The sequence below is a fragment of the Deinococcus sp. Leaf326 genome (assembly GCF_001424185.1).
Taxonomy (GTDB): Bacteria; Deinococcota; Deinococci; order Deinococcales; family Deinococcaceae; genus Deinococcus.
Map to the genome: position 1 here is coordinate 30,546 of NZ_LMOM01000054.1, position 18,019 is coordinate 48,564.

The window sequence follows — 18,019 nt, forward strand, 5'->3', positions numbered from 1 at the left end:
CGGTAGACTGCGCGGCGTGAAGGGACGTGTCGCCGGCAAGGGGTCCGGGTGGGGAATGCGGGGCCTGAGCGCGGCGCTGCTGCTGGGCAGCCTGACGGCCGCTCTGGCCGGCGGCCTGGCGCAGACGCCGCAGGGGCGCCCGCCGGCCCCGGCGGCCGCCGCCGTATCCCGTCCCGCGCCCACCCTGACCCTGGGCACCGGAGCCTCGCAGCGGGTCCTGGGCCTGGCGCAGCTCCGGGCTCTGCCCAGCGTGACCTACGAGGTCCGGCACCCCCAGCTCGGGCGTAGCTTCGTCTACCGGGGGGCGACGCTGCGCGACCTGGCCGTGGCCGGCGGTTTCGGCGGGCAGGACCTGCGGCTCTACGCCAGCAACGGGTACCTCACCCTGATCCGGGCCAGGGACTACCTGAAGTCACCCATCATGGTGGCCTACGAGGCCGACGGACACGCCATCACGGTGCTCGACAAGGGGCCCCTCACAGTCGTGCTGCCTCCCGAGCCGGCGCGCTACCGGACCCCGGCCTACACGACGGCCTGGGTCTGGTATGTCAACCGCGTGACTCCGGCCCCGCCCGGGCCCCAGGGCGGCAAGTGACCCGCCGCCGCCCGTGAGTCGCGCTAAGCCCGGTCAGGACAGCGCGGCTGGCCGGGCTTCTGGGCCGCGCGTGTTCGCGGCGCCCAGGCAGCTGCTGCGGTTCCGGGTGTCGCGCGAGGCGCTGCTGCGCGAGGCGCTGCTCGCCGCGCTGCCGCTCATGCTCACGGCCGCGCTGCTGGTGCTCGTCAGTCTGCCGTCCTTCCGGCCCGAACGGTTCGGGGCGCGCCAGTGGACCTATCCCTATCAGGGGTTGGCGCAGGACGTGCAGGCCTACCAGGTGGCGCGGCTGCAACCCGGCCTGAGTCCCGGCGAGCGCGACGACATCCGCGACCGGGCGCTGTCGAGTTCGGCCAACCAGGACCAGTTCCGGCTCCTGGATTCGGTGCAAAGTTTCGGCGAAGCGCGGCTGGCCCACGTGGACGCCCTGCTGCGGCGGGGAACCGACGCGGCGGTGGCGGCGGCGGCCACCGAGGCCATCGGGCTCAACGTGCAGGCGACCATGTACGCGTCGTCACTGAGCACCCAGAACGTCCAAGTGGTCACGGTGTTGCGTCAGGCCCTGATCTGGACGGCCGTCCTGACAGGACTGCTCAGCGTACTGCTCATCGTGCGGGCCCTGTGGCTGTGGCAGCAGGAACGCGACCGCCTCGCCGCCCGCGAGGCCCGGCAGCGCGAGGCCCTGCGGCTCGCCAGCCACGAACTGCGCCGGCCCCTGCAACAGCTGCTGCTCGCCACCGACCTGCTGCGTCAGGCGGGCACGGTCGCCGAGCGCCAGCAGCTGCTGGCCCTGGTCGAGGACAGCGTGACCCAGCTCGCCAGCCGCGCCGACCTGACCCGGCTCAACGAGCTGTACCTGGACGTGAACCTGCAACTCGCCCCGCGCGACCTGGGCCCGCTGCTGCGCGCCTTCGCCGGCATACGGGTGGCGGTCGAGGTGCCGCCTGCACCGCTGACCTGGCTAGTGGACGCCAACCGCCTGCGCCAGACGGTCGAGAATCTCGTCGAAAATGCCCTGAAGTACACCGACGGGCCGGTCGAGGTATCGCTGCGCTCTGTGGAGGGCCGCCCGCAGATCCTGGTGCGTGACCACGGAGAGGGCATGAGCCCCGAGATGCGTGCGCGGGCCTTCCTGGCCTACGAGCGCGGTCCCCAGGGCCTGATCAATGGTGACGGTCTGGGCCTGTCGCTGGTGAGGCGCTATGCCCGGGCCCACGGCGGCGACGTGACCCTCGAAGACGCGGAGGGCGGCGGGACCCTCGCGCGCCTGACCCTGGGGATTCCCCCGACTCCCTTCTGAGCTTGCAGGTCCACTTGAGAGCCGTACCGGTGCAGCGCCGGCCTCAGTCCAGGTGTCAGTCGCAGTAGTCCAGGTGTCAGTGCAGGTCGTTCACGTCCGAGAGCAGGTCGGCGAGCTGTTCCTTGGCCCGGAAGACGCGGCTCTTGGCCGTGCCGGTCGCCACCCCCTGAATGCGGGCGATCTCCTCATAGGGCAGGTCCTCGACGAAGCGCAGCACCACGGCCTCGCGGTACTCGTCCGGCAGGCGCATCAGCGCGCGCTGCACGCGGTCCTGGGCCTGCTCGCTCTCGGCGGCCTGGACGGGCGTGCGCGCGGCGCTGGGCACCTCGAAGCCGATGTCCTCGCGCGCCTCCTCCAGCGAAAAACGCTGAAGCTGCTTGCGGCGGTGCGACTCGATCTGGGTGTTGCGCGCCACCTGATACAGCCAGGGCAGCACCCGCTCGCCGGGCCGGAAGGTCTGAATCGAGCGCCACGCACGGTAGAACACCTCCTGGGTCAGGTCCAGCGCGTCCTCGCTGTTGCCTTCCAGGCGGTAGAGGTAGCCGTACATGCGGCCCTCGTAGGCGGTGATGAACGCGTGCCACGCTGCCTCGTCGCCGGCCGCCAGCTGCCCATGTGCCTCGGCGTTCAGCACGTCGGCGACCGGCGCAGCGGCACCGGGATCAGGAGGAGAGGGGAGGCCTGTCGGGATATCCACGTCCTGCCTAACATACCGTCCGCAGCCGGGGGCAGCGGGGCAAACGTGGCACAGGGCACGAAGCGCCCGCCGCCGCCGGGGCTCCCCGGAGTAGCATGCGGCCGTGACGGGTCCCGCCGCGCCTTCCTCTCTCGCCGTGCCCCTGCAGGCCGCGCTGCCCGACCTGAGTCTGGGCGCCGTGCTGGGACTGGCCTGCGGACTGGCGCTGCGGGTCGCCGCCCGGGCGCTGCTCGTCAGTGTGGGGCTGCTGTTCATCGCCGTGCAGCTGCTGGCCTGGGCCGGGATCGTCACGGTGGACTGGCTGCGCCTCGAAATGCTGTCCGGGCCGTGGTTCCGGGCTGCCCCGGAAGTGTGGCGGGAACTGCTGCATGTGCTCACCGACCGCCTGCCGTTCGCGGGGGCCTTCGGGGTAGGTCTGTTGGTGGGGTTGCGGCTGCGGCGGTAGGAGACAGAACCAGGGAAGGGGGAAGTGGGCAGAGGCCCCACTTCCCCCCTCCAGCGTCCGGCCGACTCAGTCGTTGTTGCGGGCGATGCTCAGCACGTTCAGGAGCTGGGCGAGCGCCATCGCGAAACCGGCGACATAGGTCAGGGCGGCGGCGGTCAGCACGCCCTGGGCGCCCTTCTGGCCCTCGCCGCCGCCGCTTAGACCCCGGCCGTTCAGGTAGGCCAGCGCACGGCGACTGGCGTCGAACTCGACCGGCAGGGTCACGAGGTGAAAGACGAGGGCGGCGCCGAACAGCACCACGCCCAGCCACAGCAGGCCGCTGAACTGCAACACGGCCCCCAGCATGACCATGAACGGCGCGAGGTTCATGCCCAGGCTCAGCGGTACGGCCATCTTGCCGCGCAGCACGAGCGCGGGCATCCGCACCTTGTCCTGCACGGCGTGGCCGACCTCGTGGGCCGCGATGGCCATCGCGGCGACGCTCGGCACCCCGTACACGCCTTCCGACAGGTTCACGGTCTTGCGCAGCGGGTCGTAGTGGTCCGACAGGTTGCCCGGTACGGCGTTGACCGGCACATGGCTCAGGCCGTTCTCGTCGAGCATCCGGCGCGCCACCTCGGCGCCCGTCAGGTTCTGGGCGTTGCGCACCCCACTCCACTTACGGTACGAGCGGGTCAGGGCCGCCTGAATGAGCATCGAGGCGACGAAGATCAGCAGGATCAGTGGGGTATAGGGACCGAAAATATCCATGGCAGTCGAGAAACCTCCAGCTATATCTTAGCGGAGGAGACTCAGGTTCCATGAGGCAGCGAGCAAAAGGTGTTTATGGACGTCCGGCCTGCGGACCTGACGCTGCCGCCTACCGAGCACCGGAACAACCCCTGCTCGGGACAGGGGAAGCAGAACGTGAAGCGCTGTTCAGGTGTCGGTGCGGTAGGCGAAGACCATCAGGCACAGGGCGGTGCGTTCTTCGGTCACGGGCGCGGCGGGCGCCGGCGTGCCCGGAACGGCGGCCGGGTCGAGCTTGACGAAGGCCGGTTGCACAGTCAGGTCGAGGTGATTGCCGGCAAGGTAGCCGCGCGCGATGGCGATGGCCTTGACGGCCTGATTCACGGCGGCCGGGCCGATGGCCTGGACCTCGACCTGGCCCTGACTGCGTAGCAACGCCGCGATGGCCCCCGCGACCGCATTGGGGCGGGACTGGCCGGAAACGCGCAGTTGTTCGGGCGACAAGGGTCTGGTTCTCCTCCGCTGAGACGGGGGCCGCACCTGGGGCGGGGCCGCTTTCAGCAGTTCAGTCTAAGCGGCGCGGCGACCCGGCGGCAACGACGCCCCCGGCGACTGCCCCTGACCTGGCGCTGACACGCTGGAGTCGCCGCCCACCACTGTCCTGACCATGGCCTGAAGTTCCTCTGAAACCGCAGTGACACGGAGAGGGCAATGTGATGACCGTGAATCCTCCTGAAGTGTCCCCTTCCCCCGTCCAGCCGAGCTTCTGGCACCGTCTGCTCGACACCCGCCTGACCCGCCGGGGCGCCCTCGGCTCGGCGGCGCTCGCCACGGCCGCCGCCACGCTGCCCCTGACCCTCTCGGACGCGCAGGCCGTGAATAACGGCGGCCCCGCCACCGTGGACCCCCAGAAGATCACGCCGCGCAGCCTGCCGCCCTTCCGGCCCGTTCCGGCGGGGCAGGCCGACGCCCTGACACTGCCCCAGGGCTACCGCTACCAGCTGCTCACCCCCTGGGGCGAAGTCTTCACGGCGGACGGCCGCGAGATCGGCTTCAATCACGACTACATCGGGTTTTTTCCTGTCGACATGCTCGGCGGCGGGACGAGCAGCACCGACGCTCTGCTGACCATCAACCACGAGTACGTCAATGCCCTGTTCGTGGGCGGCGACACCAAGGAGCGTACCAAGGCCCAGATCGACGCCGAAATGCGGGCGGTGGGCGTGAGCGTGGTGCGTGTGCGTAGAGAAGGCCGTGAGTGGCGCGTCGTGCCCGACGAACGCAACCGCCGGATCGACGCCCTGACCGAGATCGAACTGACCGGGCCCGCGCGGGGCAGCGCCGCCGTCAAGGGCGCGACGACCGTGCGCGGCACCGTCGGCAACTGCTCGGGCGGCCAGACGCCCTGGGGCACGCTGCTGACCTGTGAGGAAAACGTGGACGGCTACACCAAGGCGTGGGCCGGCAGCGGCTACGACGCCATGCACCAGGGCTGGGTGACCGAGATCGACCCCTTCGACCCCGCCTGGATGCCCAAGAAGCGGACCGCGATGGGCCGGTTCCGCCATGAGAACGCCGCCGTGACGGTCGCCAAGGACGGCCGCATGGTCGTGTACATGGGCGACGACATGCAGGACGCCTGCATCTACAAGTTTGTGAGCCGGGGCAAGTACGACCCCGCCAACCGCGCGGCCAACCGCGACCTGCTGGCCGATGGCGATCTATACGTTGCCAACTTCGGCAACGGGTCGTGGGTGCTGCTCGACTACGCCAGGAACAAGAAGCTCCAGGAAGCCCGCGCCGCCGACGGCAAGGCGCTGTTTGCCAACCAGGCCGACGTGCTGGCTGACGCCCGCGCTTCGGCCCTCGCGGTGGGCGGGACCCCGGTCGACCGTCCCGAGGACATCGAGATTCATCCGCGCACGGGCGAGGTCTACGCTGCGCTGACCAACAACGCCAAGCACGGCAACTACTTCGGCCAGATCATCAAGTTCCGCGAGACCGGGGACGACTGGACCGCCCAGACCTTCTTGTGGGAGGTCTTCGCGGTGGGCGGTCCCCAGAGCGGCTTCGCGAGCCCCGACAACCTCGTGTTCGATCCCTACGGCAACCTGTGGATGGTCACGGACAACTCCGACCTCTCGACCAACCCCATCAAGGCCTACCACGGCAACAACGCCATGTTCTTCTTCGCCACCGAAGGCCCCAACGCGGGCAAGGCCCACCGCTTCGCCATCGGCCCGGTGGACGCCGAGATGACCGGCCCGGTGTGGTCGCCCGACGGCAAGACGCTGTTCGTGTCCATCCAGCACCCCGGCGAGGACAGCGAGAGCCTCGACAAGCTCACGAGCACCTTCGGGGCCAAACCCGGCTCGCGCATTCCGCGCCCCACGCTGGTCGCCATCGAGGGCTTTCCGGGCTGGCGCGCATGACGGGCGCGGTGCCCTCTACGCCCCCTACGCCCGGCCTGCCGCCCATCAAGGCGCCCTGGATCGTGGGCCGCACGGCGCTGCTTGAACATGCCGCCGACGACTTCCTGAGCGAGACGGCCCGCCAGAAGCCGTGGCGACGTGCCCGCTACGAGGACCTGCTCGACTCGCTGGACAGCTTCCTGGGCGCGCCCGCACCGCTGCTGGCCTACACCCGCGCGACCGGCGAGGCGTGGCGGCGCACTCTGAACGCCGGGGACCAGGCCGACGCCGACGAACTGCTCCTCGACTTCCGCGCGTACCTGCGCGACTGGGGCTGGCTGGATGCGGCGCGCCCGGTCAACCGCCCGGACTGAGACGCAGTGCAGGGCAGAGAGCTGAGAGGACTCCGCCCTGGCGGTTGGGGCTCAGTCCTTCCGGCCGTCCGTGTCCTGCACCCGCTTCAGGTGGGCTTCGAGGGCCGGCCACTGCGCGCGCACCTGCCTGCGGCTGTCCAGGCGAATCCGGCGCTCGCGGGCGATGAGGTCAGCGCGGGCGCCTTTGAGCCACGGCTCGTGCTCCAAGATGTCCAGCACCACCTCGGCGTCCTGCAGGCGGCCCAGGCTGTCCAGCACGTCTTTCAGGGCGTCGGGCGGCTCGCGCAGGAGTTCGAGGGTGTAGCGGTAGTTCTTCAGGGCCTTGCGCCACTCGTGCCAGGTGTCGGGACGCCGGGCCTTCAGGACGCTGGGGGCGGAGGCCAGCAGCTCGCCCGCCTGCTCGGTCAGGGCGGCGCGGGCGCGGCGCTTCAGGTGTTTCGGGCGCGGGGCGTCGCCGGGCACCTTCGGCAGCTTCAGGGCCGCGACCGCCTCGGCGCGCTGGCGCCCCCAGTCGGTGGCAAAGGCCTCGCGGCCCGCCCCCTCCTGCCCCAGTTCGTCCAGCGCGGCGCCGATGTGCCCGAAGGCCACGTCCCGGTCCCGCAGCGGGGCGACCGCGCGGCGCAGGTCGCGCCAGGCCCGCCGCGTCTTTTTTGGGGCGCCGCCCAGCTTGAGCTCGGCGGCGACCTTGCGGGTCAGCTTGCGCGCTTCGTGCACGGCGGCCGGGTCGCCCTGCGTCAGCGCCGGCCAGAGGGCTTCGAGAAGGCGGTTGGGCGTTCTGGACATCACCTGCCACCGTAACACGGCCGCTCAGACGCCCCTGACCTTTCTGAAGGCAAAACAAAAATTCCGCCCTCTCGGACGGTGATAAGAGAACTATAGCGCCGGATGCAGCCCCAGTCAACTTTATGCGTCCGGCCCTGAGAAGACCGTGTGGGACGAGCGGAACGTGCCGCTGGGGTGCGCAGGTTCATTCAGCCGGGCGCGGGAGGGGCGGCCTGCTCCTCCGCGCCCGCCGTCATCGGCTCTTGAGTTCCGTCCAGATACGGTCGTAGAGCCGGGGGGCTACGCCGCGCGGCAGCTCGTTGATGAATTCGACCCGGCCCGACGAGAAGTCCTCGGGGCTGGGCGAAAAGGCCTTCTGGGAGCGCAGGAAGGGGTCGAGCAGCGGCTGGGCGGCCCGGTTGGGGTTGCCGTAGTAGGTGTAGTTGCTGATGGCGGCGCTGACTTCCGGCTCCAGCACGTAGTCCACGAAGCGCCGGGCCAGCGCGGGGTTCGGACTGCCGCGCAGCAGCACGAGGGTGTCGGTGCTGATGGTGGTGCCCTCACGGGGCAGGAAGACCTTCAGGCGCTTGTCCTCGGCCGCCCCCTGAAGCAGGTCGCCCACGTAGATCTGCCCGAGGTCGATCTGGCCCGCCAGCAGCTTGTTGCGCGTCTCCGGCCCGCCCGAGAAGGACTCGAAGCCGCGCTTGCGCACCGTGCGCCGCAGGAGGTCGCGGGCCGCGCGCAGTTCCTCGACGTCCGTGCTGTTCACGCTGTGGCCCAGGTATTTCAGGGCCGCGCCGATCACCTCGCGCGGGTCGTCGAGCAGGGCGAAGCGCACGCGGTCCTCGGGCCCGAAGATGAGGCGCCAGCTTTCCGCCGGGGGCACGTAGCGGCCCGAGTTGTAGGCCAGCCCCGTCGCCGCGAACTGGTAGGGCACCGTATAAGTGTTGCCAGGATCGAAGTTGGGGTTCAGGAACCCGGCGGCCACGTTCCCAAAGTTGCTGAGTTTTGCCTTGTCCATCGGCTGAAGCAGCTGCGCGCGCACCATCGTCTGCACGACGTAGTTGCTCGGCGTGGCGAGGTCGTAGCTCGCGCCGCCGCCCTGGAGCTTGGCGAGCATGTTCTCGTTGCTCTCGAAGGTGTCGATCACCACCCGTACGCCCTCGCGTTTCTCGAAGTCCCGGACCACCTCGGGGTCGATGTAGTCCGACCACATGAAGACACGCAGGGTCTGCCCACCGTCGCGGGACACCGGCGGCGGCGTGGTCGTGCCGTTGCCCTCGCTGGCCGGGTCGGCCCGCTCGACGCGGTGGCAGCCGGTCAGCAGCAGTCCGGCGAGCAGCCAGGCCGCGCGCCTCACGCCCGCCCCCGCCGGGGACGCAGCAGCAGACTTCCCGCCACGATGACGGCGGCCGTGAAGACGATCAGCAGGGTACTGAGCGCGTTGATGTCGGGCGTGACCCCGCGCTTGACCGAGGTGTAGATGAGCACCGGCAACGTGCGGAACCCCGAGCCGCTCGTGAAGTACGTGACCACGAAGTCGTCGAGCGACAGCGTGAAGGCCAGCAGCGCGCCCGACAGCACGCCCGGCAGCGCCAGGGGCAAGATGACCTGCCGGAAGGCCTGGAAGGTGTTCGCCCCCAAGTCGGCGGCAGCTTCCATGAGGTCCTGGCCGTAGCCCGCCAGCCGCGAGCGCACCGTGAGGGTCACGTAACTGATCTGGAAGGTGACGTGCGCGAACATCACCGTCCAGAAGCCGTTCTCGAAGGTCCAGCCTGCCCGTTCCAGGCCGCCGCGCACAAGCGCGTAGAACATGAGCAGCATCACGCCCATGACCACGTCGGGAATCACGATGGGCATGACGAGCAAAAAGGTCAGCGGGGTGCGCCAGCGCAGGGTGTAGCGCCACAGCGCGAAGCCCACCAGCGTGCCCAGCACCGTACTGATGAGGGTGCTGGAGACCGCCACGAGCAGCGTGTTCGTCAGCGCCTCGCGCACGTCGCTGCGGGCGAACAGCACGCCGTACCAGCGCGTCGTGAAGCCCTCCCAGGTGGCCCCGAAGCGAGAGTCGTTGAACGAGAACACGATGAGGACCAGCATCGGCAGGTACAGGAAGGCGTAGACGAGCCACGCCCAGCCCGCGAGCAGGGGAGAGGTGCGCGGCCTCACAGGAGTTCCTCCAGGCCCTTCTGCCCGGCGGCGCGGGCGTAGAGCCATAGGCCCAGCAGCACCACGCCCATCAAGAGGAAGCTCAGCGCCGAGCCGTAGGGCCAGTCGCCCGCCTGCCCGAACTGGTTCTGGATGAGGTTGCCGATGAGGGCCGTCTTGGCGCCGCCCAGGATGTCCGACACCACGAACATGCCCAGCGCCGGAATGAAGGTGAGCAGCACGCCCGCGATCAGCCCCGGCAGGGTCTGCGGCACCACGCCCGCCAGAAAGGCGCGCGCGGGCGAGGCCCCGAGGTCCTGCGCGGCCTCCAGCAGCCGCCAGTCGACCTTTTCGACGCTGGCGTATACCGGCAGCACGAAGAAGGGCAGCAGCGCGTACACCATGCCCAGAAAGGTGGCGGCCGTGCTGGGGTAGAGCCCGAAGGGCCGCAGAATCAGAATCCAGGCGTAGACCCGGATCAGGAAGTTGATCCAGAAGGGAATGACGAGCAGCAGCAGCAGCATCTGCTTACGCCGGTCCTCCTGCCGCGCGATGTAGAAGGCCAGCGGGTAGCCCATGACCACGCACAGCAGTGTGCTGAGGCCCGCGATGACCAGCGAGCGCCACAGCACCCGCAGGTTGTCGGGCACCCACTCGCGGAACAGGGCGTCGTAGCCGAAGACCCGTTGCCAGTTCTCCAGCGTCCAGGGCGGCCCCACCTGCGCCAGGTCGGTCCGTGTGAGCAGCGAGTAGCCCAGCATGATGAGCGAGGGCACGATCAAAAAGGCTGCCAGCCACAGCACGCCGGGCCCCAGGGTCGAGAAGAAGCGGCGCGGGTTCACGGCGCGGCGCGGCCGGGAGCCGCCTCCACGCCGTCCTCCAGCACGACCAGGCTCGCCGGCGGCAGGTACAGCGCCACCTCCTCGTCGTAGTCGAAGTCCTCGTCGGCCCCAATGTCGGTGTTGAGCTGGAAGGCCATCAGGCGCTGGCCGCCCGCTTCCAGCAGGTACTGGTTCTCGGCGCCCGTGTATACGATGTCGTCCACGCGGGCGCGCACCTCGTTGCCCTCCGTCTCGTCGTCGCGCTCCATGCGCAGCTTCTCGGGGCGGATGCTCAGGGTCACGTCCTGGCCCACGCGCAGGCCCGCGCCGTGCAGCGTCAGCAGGGGGCCGTGGACGGTGCGCACGACCGCGCCGCCCTCCGGCGTCAGCTCGGCGACCGTGCCGGGGATGAGGTTGCTGCTGCCCAGGAAGTTCGCCACGAAGGCCGTGCGCGGGCGCTCGTACAGGTCCTCGGCGCGCCCGAGCTGCTCAATGCGGCCCCGGTTCATCACGGCGATACGGTCGCTCATGACGAGCGCCTCTTCCTGGTCGTGGGTCACGAACACGAAGGTGATGCCCAGCGTCTCCTGGAGGTTCGAGAGTTCGACCTGAAGCTCCTTGCGCAGCTTGAGGTCCAGCGCCGAGAGCGGCTCGTCGAGGAGCAGCACCTCCGGCTCGTTCACGATCGCGCGGGCCAGGGCAACCCGCTGGCGCTGCCCGCCGGAAAGCTGGTCGGGCCGCCGCGCACCGAAATCCTGAATGCGGACCGTCTCCAGCGCGCGGTTCACGCGGTCGCGGAGTTGCGGGCCGCGTAGGCCCTTTTGGCGTAGCCCGAAGGCCACGTTGTCGGCCACGCTCAGGTGCGGAAAAAGGGCGTAGCTCTGGAACACCGTGTTCACCGGGCGCTGGTGCGCGGGCACGCCGGTCATGTCGCGCCCGCCGATGACCACCGCGCCCGCGTCGGCCTGCTCGAAGCCCGCCAGGATACGCAGCAGCGTGGTCTTGCCGCAGCCCGACGGCCCCAGCAGACTGAAGAACTCGCCCCGGCGGATGTCGAGGTCCACGTCGTCGAGCACCGGCGTGGTCTGACCGCCCGCGCCTTTGTAGCTCTTGTACACGTCCACCACGCTGATCGCCGCGTCGGGCGAGAGTTCACGGGCGCGCTTGCCCCGGACGGCCCCGGTTATCGGCCGGCCCCCTGCACTGAAGTCTTCACGCGGTCAAGTGTAGACGCCGCCTGTCCCTGCCGGATCAGACCCGGGACCGGGTGTCTGCGCCTTTGGACGGACGCGCCTTCTCACCGGCTCGGCCTACAGTGCCGGACACTGGAGGAACTGCTGTGGAAGATGTGCTTGTCCCGCTGATGTTTTTTGCTGCCCTGTTCGGCTTTCCGCTGGCCCGGCGCGCTATGATCCACCGCCACGCGATGGAGCGACTGCGTGCGCCGGCGGCCCTGCCGGACCCAGCGCTGCCGGAGGTGGAGGCGCCGGCCGGGGACCCCGCCCCCGCGCTGGCCCTGCGCCTGCCCGAGCCACACCGCCTGTACGCGCTGGCGCTGCTGTGCCGCCTGGAAGACGCGCCGCTGCACGACCTCGACCCGCAGAGCGCCTATCTCGTGCGGCAGGCCCGCGCCGAGTACCTGCCGGACACCCTGCGCGCCTACCTGAACCTGACGCTCGGTGCCCGCGCCGAACTGCGCGCCGGGGGCCACGACCCCGAAGTGCTGCTGCGCTCGCAGCTCGAACTCGTGGCGCAGGGGGTCGAGGACGCGCTGCGACGCGATCCGGTCTCGGCCGCGCGGCTGCTCACGCAGGGGCACTTTCTGGGTGAGGTGTTCCCGGTGCGCGAATCGGTCCGGCGCGGCTGAGGGCCGCAAAAAGGGACGCGGGAGACCGTCTCCCGCGTCCCTGAGTGTCCAGGCTCAGGCGTGCGCCGGACCCCCGCCCAGGCCGACCCGCAGACCGCGCAGTTCGTAGCCTTTGACCGTCTCGTTGAAGCCCACCTCGGGCGGCGAGATCAGGCGCAGGTCGTTCCAGATGAGCAGGCGGCGCAGGAACAGGTCGCTCTCCTTGATCGCCAGGAAGGCGCCGGGGCAGCGGTGCGAGCCGTCGCCGAACGACAGCACCGGGGCCTGCACGCCGCGCGGCAGGGGGCGGGCGGGGCACAGCTGCGCGGGGTCCTCGCCCACCGTGCCGGGGTCGGTGTTCGTCTCCTGCACGCTCAGGGCCACCACGCTGCCCTGCGGAATGAAGGTGTCGCCCGTCCGGATGTCCTCCAGGGCGCGGCGGTACAGCACCTTGACCACGGGCTCGAGCCGCAGGATCTCGTGCAGGATGGCGTGGCGCTCCTTCTCGGTGCCGTGGACATAGTCGGCGCGCAGTTCCGGCTGCGTGAGCAGGTGCCACGCCGCCACAGTAATGAACTCGCGGGTCGTGACCATCCCGGCGGTGCCGTAGGTCAGGCACTCGGTCAGAATCTCGGTGTCGGTGTAGTCCCGGTCGAGCAGGTGGCTGATGAGGTCGTCCCGGCGCTCCCGGCGGCGCGCGGCGATGGATGGTTTGACGTCCAGCAGGAAGAACGCGAGCAACTGGCGCTGCCGCCACAGCGCGCCGAGCTTGCCGCCCCGGCCCCGCGGCTGGGGCGCGCCTGGCTCACTGTCCGAGCCGTGTTCGACGAAGGCCATCACGCGCCGCTCCAGGCCCGGCACGGCGCTGTCGGTGATGCCGACGACCTGGGCGGCGACTTCCACGGCCAGTTTCAGGCTCAGGTCGTCGAGATTCGCCTCGCCGTCCTGCGCCAGCTTGCCGATCAGGTCGTCGGCGAGCGCCGCGATCATCGGCTCGTAGTGCGCCACCTGCGTCGGCGTGAAGTAGCGCGCGGTCGAGCGCCGCATCTCATGGTGCGCCTCGCCCTCGGCAAAGAGGACCGGCGCGCGGCCCAGGCCGGGCGCGCGGGTGGCCGCCTCGGCCATGAACCCGGCCTGCCGGACCGCGTCCGAACGCAGGATGTCCCGCGCCGCCTGGAAGTCGTAGACGCGGTACAGGCCGCGCTCGTTGGGGACGGCCTGACCCGGGCCAGGCTCGCCCGGCTGGGGCGCGAGTTTGTCCTGACGGGTCAGTGACGCGCCGTCAGGAGAAGCGGCGTGAAAGGGGCAACGTCCGGCGGGGTTCATGGGGTCGGTGGTCATCAGGAGTCTCCGTGGGCCGCCTGGGCGACCCGGCCGAGCAAAGAGGTCAGGTGTTCACGTTCGGGACCGAGAGCGGCCAGCGCCGGGGCCGTCACGCCCTCCAGCGTGATCAGCGCCGCCTGCCACAGCGTCCGGCCCAGGGGGGTGGCGCTCACCACGACGCGGCCGGCCCGGTCCGCCTGAGCCATGCGGACCACGGCCCCCCGCGCCTCGAGCTCGCCCAGCACGCGGCTGATCTCGTAGCGGGGGACCCCCAGGGCCAGGGCGAGCGGCGCCGGGTAGGTGGGCGCCGCCTGGATGTGCGACAGCGCGATGAAGGCGCGCAGCCCCAGGCCGTGCTGCTCGCGCAGGGCCTGCTCGCCGCGCTCGCTCAGCTTCTGCCAGACGGTCCATAGCCCGGTCATAAACCGCAGCTCGGGACTGTCTGGCGCCGCCGGGGCGGCAGGGCCTGGGGCAGAGTTCTGATCAGGCCACGCGTTGGTCACGTCCGGACTCTGCCACATTCGCAGGTGAGGAATTGCAAAGTGCAATAAGGAACTGGTAGAGAGGTCGACACCGGGCTCAGCGGTTCCTGCGGGCACCAATCAGCCCGGTGGCCCACATTGCCCAGGCGACCAAGAGCGGCTGGCCCGCGAGCCGGACGAGCCGCTTGGTGTCGGTATCCAGCCCGAAGGCCGTTTCCCGGTCGAGGTACTGCGAGATGTTGCCCGGAAAGACCGCCACGAAAAAGCCGGCCGCGACGGCTCCGACTGTCCGGCGGTAACGGGCCGGCACGCCGATCAAGGCCGCTCCCAGGGCGATCTCCGCGACGCCCGAGGCCAGCACGATCTGGTCCTTGTCGACTGGCAGCAGGTCGGGAACCTGCGCCTGGAAATCTGCGCGCGCGAAGGACAGGTGCCCTGCCCCCGCGAAGATCAGCGCCGAGCCGAGAAGAATCCGGGCAGCGTTCTGGGCGGGGGTGGTCGGGGAGGCGTCGGGCAGGGTCATGCGGCAGGGTAGACCCGGCCCAGCGTTCCCGCGCCTGAATCTGAAGACCGGCTCAAGCCGCGCCGAAGGCCTGCTCCAGGGTTACAGCGTCAGGACGTCGTAGCCCCGCGGCGTCACGACCAGGGTGTGCTCGAACTGCGCGCTGGGACGCTGGTCGGCCGTGACGACCGTCCAGCCGTCGGGCAGCAGCCGCGTCTCGGGCGTCCCCAGATTGATCATCGGCTCGATGGTGAAGACCATGCCCGGTTGCAGCTTGAGGCCAGTGTAGCGCGCGCCCCAGTGGTAGATGGTCGGTTCCTCGTGCAGGCGCTTGCCCACGCCGTGGCCGGTGTACTCGCGCACCACACCGTAGCCGCGCGATTCGGCCAGCGTCTGGATGGCGTGCCCGATGTCGCCGGTCCGGGCGCCGGGCTTCACCACGTCCAGCCCTGCCTGAAGGCACGCGCGGGTCGTGTCCACCAGACCCCGCACCTCGGCGCTGACCTCACCGACCGTGTAGGTGTAGCAGGCGTCGCCGTAGTAGCCGTCCAGCAGCACGCCGATGTCCATCCCCAGGATGTCGCCGTCCTGTAGCTCGCGCCCGTCGGGGATGCCGTGGCAGATGACCTCGTTCACGCTCGCGCAGATGGTACCGGGAAAGGGATTGTTGCGCGGCCCGTAGCCCAGATAGGCAGGGGTGGCCCCGGCCTTCCGGATATGTTCCTCGGCCAGACGGTCGAGTTCCTTGAGTGTCACGCCCGGCTTGACGAAGGGCTCTAGCACCCGGAAGGTTTCCGCGACCAGCCCCCCGGCGCGGCGCATGACTTCGATCTCGCGGGCGGATTTCAGGGCAATGCGGCTCATAACGGATCAGGCTAGCACCCCTGGCCTGGGCACAGTGGGACGGAAGTCATGCGGGCCAGGTGCCCGGACCGCGCCCTACTGCCCCCTCCTATAGCATCGGCAGCAGCGCCAGTTCCCCGAAGCCCTGCGGCACGAAGAGGCTGCCCTCGGTCGTGCCCTGGTCGGCCTGATCGCGCAGGCGGGCTCCGAGGTCCGCCGCCGTGCACGTGCCCGCCAGAAAGTCGCGGTGGGCCGCGACGACAGCGCGGACCTGCTCGGGGGTCTCGTGGACGAACTCCAGCCGGAAGTCGCGCAGGCCGGCGCCCAGCCAGTCGCTCAGGTGCGCGGCGGCGATCTGCGGGCGGCCCTCGAATACCGTGTTGCGGCAGCCCACGTCGGCCATCACGGGATGGGCCACGCCGCGCTCGTCACGCAGGGCCAGGCGGTGCGACTCGCACGGGTGGCCGCAGTTGGTGTAGTCGGTGCCGTCCGACAGGAAGCGGCAGAACACGCAGTGCTCGGTATGGAACACCGGCAGGTGGCCGTAGGCGACCGCCTCCAGTCGTTCCCCCCCCACCAGGGCGGCCAGTTCGGTGATCTGGCGGGCGTTGAGGTCGTAGGTGGGGGTCAGGCGCGTAAGGCCCAGGTCCAGCAGCGCCCGCGTGGTAAGCAGGTTCGCGGCGTTGAGCGAGAAGTCGCCGGTCAGCGGCGTGTCGCCGGCCTGACCCTGCAGGCCTTCGAGCAGCCCGCCCGAACGCACCAGGATGCCCGCGCCCAGCCCCAGCAGGAACTTCTGGAGGTTCTGCTCGGTGGGCTTGAGAATCCGGGGACTGGCGACCCGCACCTCAATCCCGGCGGCCCTGACCTGCTCCACGCTCGGGCCCAGGCCGTACAGCTCCAGGTAGTCGAGCGTGATGGAATCGGGACGTTCCTCGATCGCCGCCGCGAGCTGCTCGGGCGTGCGGACCAGAACGTGCAGCCGGGGGTCGGCCGGGCGGGTGGTCCGGGGCGGCGTGAGGGCCTGGAGTTCCGGCAGCACGTCGTCCAGCCGGGGGCGGGCGATCCGCTCGGGGGTCTGGGCACGCGCCGCGGTGAGGGCGTCGGCGGCCTCGCGGCGCAGGGCATTGAGCGCCGAGACGGGCAGGAAGCCCGCACCCTGAAGTTCGGCCGTCAGCCCGGCGAGGTGGTAGCCGGTGCCCCCCAGCTTGCCCAGCGCGCCCTCCAGTCCCGCCTCGTCCAGCGCGCGGTTGCGGGCAGGCGAAAGCGGCTTGGGCGCAGTAGCGGTGACGCGGTGGCCCTGGCCGTCGTCCAGGGTCAGCGTGGGCGCCTCGCCCACCCGGCCCACGAACTGCGCGGTGACGGGGCGAGTGTAGACCGGGTCGGCCGCCTCGACGAGCGGGCGCACGCGGGCGGCCAGGGTGGGGTCCTGGGTGCGCCACACCGGGTCACCCTCACGCACGCGGCGGCCGTCCACCGCGCCGCGTCCGAAGCGCAGTTCGTAGGTCCCGCCCGCACGGATGTCCTCGACCTGCTGCCCGTCCTGCCACAGGCCGTACAGAAAGCCGCCCTCCTCGCGGCCCTCGGGCTTGCGCCAGTTGGCCGGGTCGAACACGAGGCCGTCGCCGGGCTTGAGGGCCTCGGTCAGCTCGGCGAGCACGCCGCGCTCGGTGACGCCGCGCACCGTGCCCACGCGCACACCCCGGTGCCGAGGGGCCCGCCCGCGCACGACGGTCTGGTGGTTGGTGCCCGCTATGAAGTGCGGCCCCAGCCCGCGCGAGTACACCTGTTCCAGGTCCTGTTCCTCCTGGGGGCTCACGCTCAGGGGCAGCCCGGCCCAGGCTTCGTCCACGGCCTTGCGGTAGGCGGAGGTGGTCAGGGCGACGAACTCGGCGTCCTTGTAGCGCCCCTCGATCTTCAGGCAGTTCACGCCCAGTTCCACGAGGTCGGGCACCTGGTGCAGGGCGTACAGGTCGCCCGGCGACAGCAGGTAGCGCGCGTCGCCCAGGTCGCGCTGAATTCCGTCCACGAACAGGTCGTAGGGTAGCCGGCACGCCTGGGCGCACTGGCCCCGGTTGGCGCTGCGCCCGCCCCAGGCCTCCGAGGAGAAGCACTGGCCCGAGTAGCTCACGCACAGCGCGCCGTGCACGAAGGTCTCCAGCTCGATGTCGGTCTGCGCGGCGATACGCCCGATGTCGCGCAGCGACAGCTCGCGCCCGAGCACCACCCGCGAAGCCCCGAACCGCCGCGCGAGTTCGGCGCCCTCGGCCGAGGTGATGCTCATCTGCGTGCTGCCGTGAATGGGCAGGTCGGGGCAGATCTCGTGCGCCAGCCGGGCGACGCCGTGGTCCTGCACGATGATCGCGTCCACCCCCGACTCGGCCAGCCAGATGAGCTGGCGCTCGGCGTCGCGCAGTTCGCGGTCGAACACGAGCACGTTGAAGGTCACGAAGCCCTGGACCCCGCGCGCGTGCAGCCCCCGCATGATCTCGGGCAGGGCCTCGGCCTCGAAACCGACCTTGGCGCGCGCGTGGAAGCCCGCGCCGTCCTGCCGGCCCTCTCCGCTGACCGGGTTGACGCCGAAGAACACCGCGTCGGCCCCCGCCTCCACGGCGGCGCGCAGTTGCGGCAGACCGCCGACGGGACTCATGACTTCGGGCTTGATACGGGGACGCGGCATAACGGGACAGTTTACCGCACCTTCATCTGGAACCACGTGACCGGAAGCCCAAAGTGCGCTGGCGGGT

General features: G+C 70.4%; 19 protein-coding genes. 6 read left to right on the top strand and 13 right to left on the bottom strand.

Features of this window, described 5'->3' with window-relative positions:
• Nucleotides 1-16 precede the first annotated feature (16 nt).
• Both ASF71_RS15550 and ASF71_RS15555 read left to right on the top strand, forming a co-directional pair.
• Entirely contained in the window at nucleotides 17-595 is a 579-nt protein-coding gene (locus ASF71_RS15550) for a hypothetical protein (RefSeq protein ID WP_235514529.1), read from the top strand.
• A 13-nt stretch (nucleotides 596-608) separates the two neighbouring features.
• The gene (locus ASF71_RS15555) at nucleotides 609-1,892 is read left to right on the top strand and encodes a sensor histidine kinase KdpD (RefSeq protein WP_235514530.1); all 1,284 of its coding nucleotides are present in this window, start codon (nucleotides 609-611) and stop codon (nucleotides 1,890-1,892) included.
• A 76-nt stretch (nucleotides 1,893-1,968) separates the two neighbouring features.
• Here the strand turns inward: ASF71_RS15555 and ASF71_RS15560 are convergent, their stop codons facing one another.
• Nucleotides 1,969-2,589: an RNA polymerase sigma factor gene (locus ASF71_RS15560; RefSeq protein ID WP_056302023.1), complete on the bottom strand. Its 621-nt coding sequence runs from the start codon at nucleotides 2,587-2,589 to the stop codon at nucleotides 1,969-1,971.
• Nucleotides 2,590-2,692: 103 nt separating this feature from the next.
• Between ASF71_RS15560 and ASF71_RS15565 the strand changes: the two genes are divergently transcribed.
• Nucleotides 2,693-3,034 carry an FUN14 domain-containing protein gene (locus ASF71_RS15565; protein ID WP_056302025.1) on the top strand — a complete coding sequence of 114 codons (342 nt, stop codon included), beginning with the start codon at nucleotides 2,693-2,695 and terminating at the stop codon, nucleotides 3,032-3,034.
• A gap of 66 nt (nucleotides 3,035-3,100) precedes the next feature.
• Here the strand turns inward: ASF71_RS15565 and ASF71_RS15570 are convergent, their stop codons facing one another.
• Together ASF71_RS15570 and ASF71_RS15575 are read right to left on the bottom strand one after the other, a co-directional pair.
• Entirely contained in the window at nucleotides 3,101-3,784 is a 684-nt protein-coding gene (locus ASF71_RS15570; RefSeq protein ID WP_056302026.1) for a zinc metallopeptidase, read from the bottom strand.
• A gap of 168 nt (nucleotides 3,785-3,952) precedes the next feature.
• Complete coding sequence (locus ASF71_RS15575; protein WP_056302029.1) at nucleotides 3,953-4,267, bottom strand: stage V sporulation protein S; 315 nt, start codon at nucleotides 4,265-4,267, stop codon at nucleotides 3,953-3,955.
• 233 nt (nucleotides 4,268-4,500) lie between these two features.
• On the opposite strand from ASF71_RS15575, the gene ASF71_RS15580 reads away from it, so the two are divergent.
• A complete protein-coding gene (locus ASF71_RS15580) occupies nucleotides 4,501-6,195 on the top strand; it encodes a PhoX family phosphatase (protein ID WP_235514531.1) in 1,695 nt (564 codons plus the stop codon).
• On the top strand, nucleotides 6,192-6,548 hold the full coding sequence (locus tag ASF71_RS15585) for a hypothetical protein (protein ID WP_235514532.1): 357 nt from the start codon (nucleotides 6,192-6,194) through the stop codon (nucleotides 6,546-6,548). The genes ASF71_RS15580 and ASF71_RS15585 overlap by 4 nt, the downstream gene beginning before the upstream one ends.
• 51 nt (nucleotides 6,549-6,599) lie before the next feature.
• Here ASF71_RS15585 and ASF71_RS15590 read toward each other — a convergent pair whose 3' ends face one another.
• The 5 genes from ASF71_RS15590 to ASF71_RS15610 all read right to left on the bottom strand — a co-directional run bounded on the left by ASF71_RS15590 (nucleotide 6,600) and on the right by ASF71_RS15610 (nucleotide 11,406).
• Complete coding sequence (locus ASF71_RS15590; protein ID WP_056302033.1) at nucleotides 6,600-7,331, bottom strand: CHAD domain-containing protein; 732 nt, start codon at nucleotides 7,329-7,331, stop codon at nucleotides 6,600-6,602.
• 232 nt (nucleotides 7,332-7,563) lie between these two features.
• Nucleotides 7,564-8,670, bottom strand: a complete 1,107-nt coding sequence (locus ASF71_RS15595) for a spermidine/putrescine ABC transporter substrate-binding protein (RefSeq protein ID WP_056302035.1) — start codon at nucleotides 8,668-8,670, stop codon at nucleotides 7,564-7,566.
• Complete coding sequence (locus ASF71_RS15600; protein WP_156372871.1) at nucleotides 8,667-9,479, bottom strand: ABC transporter permease; 813 nt, start codon at nucleotides 9,477-9,479, stop codon at nucleotides 8,667-8,669. The genes ASF71_RS15595 and ASF71_RS15600 overlap by 4 nt, the downstream gene beginning before the upstream one ends.
• On the bottom strand, nucleotides 9,476-10,300 hold the full coding sequence (locus ASF71_RS15605; protein WP_056302037.1) for an ABC transporter permease: 825 nt from the start codon (nucleotides 10,298-10,300) through the stop codon (nucleotides 9,476-9,478). The genes ASF71_RS15600 and ASF71_RS15605 overlap by 4 nt, the downstream gene beginning before the upstream one ends.
• A complete protein-coding gene (locus ASF71_RS15610; RefSeq protein ID WP_235514533.1) occupies nucleotides 10,297-11,406 on the bottom strand; it encodes an ABC transporter ATP-binding protein in 1,110 nt (369 codons plus the stop codon). The genes ASF71_RS15605 and ASF71_RS15610 overlap by 4 nt, the downstream gene beginning before the upstream one ends.
• Nucleotides 11,407-11,618: 212 nt before the next feature.
• On the opposite strand from ASF71_RS15610, the gene ASF71_RS15615 reads away from it, so the two are divergent.
• A complete protein-coding gene (locus tag ASF71_RS15615) occupies nucleotides 11,619-12,146 on the top strand; it encodes a hypothetical protein (RefSeq protein WP_056302041.1) in 528 nt (175 codons plus the stop codon).
• A gap of 54 nt (nucleotides 12,147-12,200) precedes the next feature.
• On the opposite strand, the gene ASF71_RS15620 is transcribed toward ASF71_RS15615, so the two are convergent.
• The 5 genes from ASF71_RS15620 to ASF71_RS15640 all read right to left on the bottom strand — a co-directional run bounded on the left by ASF71_RS15620 (nucleotide 12,201) and on the right by ASF71_RS15640 (nucleotide 17,952).
• Nucleotides 12,201-13,466 (bottom strand): cytochrome P450, encoded by a 1,266-nt coding sequence (locus tag ASF71_RS15620; protein WP_056302043.1) that lies wholly within the window; start codon nucleotides 13,464-13,466, stop codon nucleotides 12,201-12,203.
• Complete coding sequence (locus ASF71_RS15625; protein WP_156372872.1) at nucleotides 13,466-13,870, bottom strand: MarR family winged helix-turn-helix transcriptional regulator; 405 nt, start codon at nucleotides 13,868-13,870, stop codon at nucleotides 13,466-13,468. The genes ASF71_RS15620 and ASF71_RS15625 overlap by 1 nt, the downstream gene beginning before the upstream one ends.
• A 157-nt stretch (nucleotides 13,871-14,027) precedes the next feature.
• A complete protein-coding gene (locus ASF71_RS15630; RefSeq protein WP_056302047.1) occupies nucleotides 14,028-14,453 on the bottom strand; it encodes a hypothetical protein in 426 nt (141 codons plus the stop codon).
• 81 nt (nucleotides 14,454-14,534) lie between these two features.
• Entirely contained in the window at nucleotides 14,535-15,296 is a 762-nt protein-coding gene (map, locus tag ASF71_RS15635) for a type I methionyl aminopeptidase (RefSeq protein ID WP_056302048.1), read from the bottom strand.
• Between the two features lie 88 nt (nucleotides 15,297-15,384).
• Complete coding sequence (locus tag ASF71_RS15640; protein ID WP_235514534.1) at nucleotides 15,385-17,952, bottom strand: U32 family peptidase; 2,568 nt, start codon at nucleotides 17,950-17,952, stop codon at nucleotides 15,385-15,387.
• Between the last annotated feature and the right edge of the window lie 67 nt (nucleotides 17,953-18,019).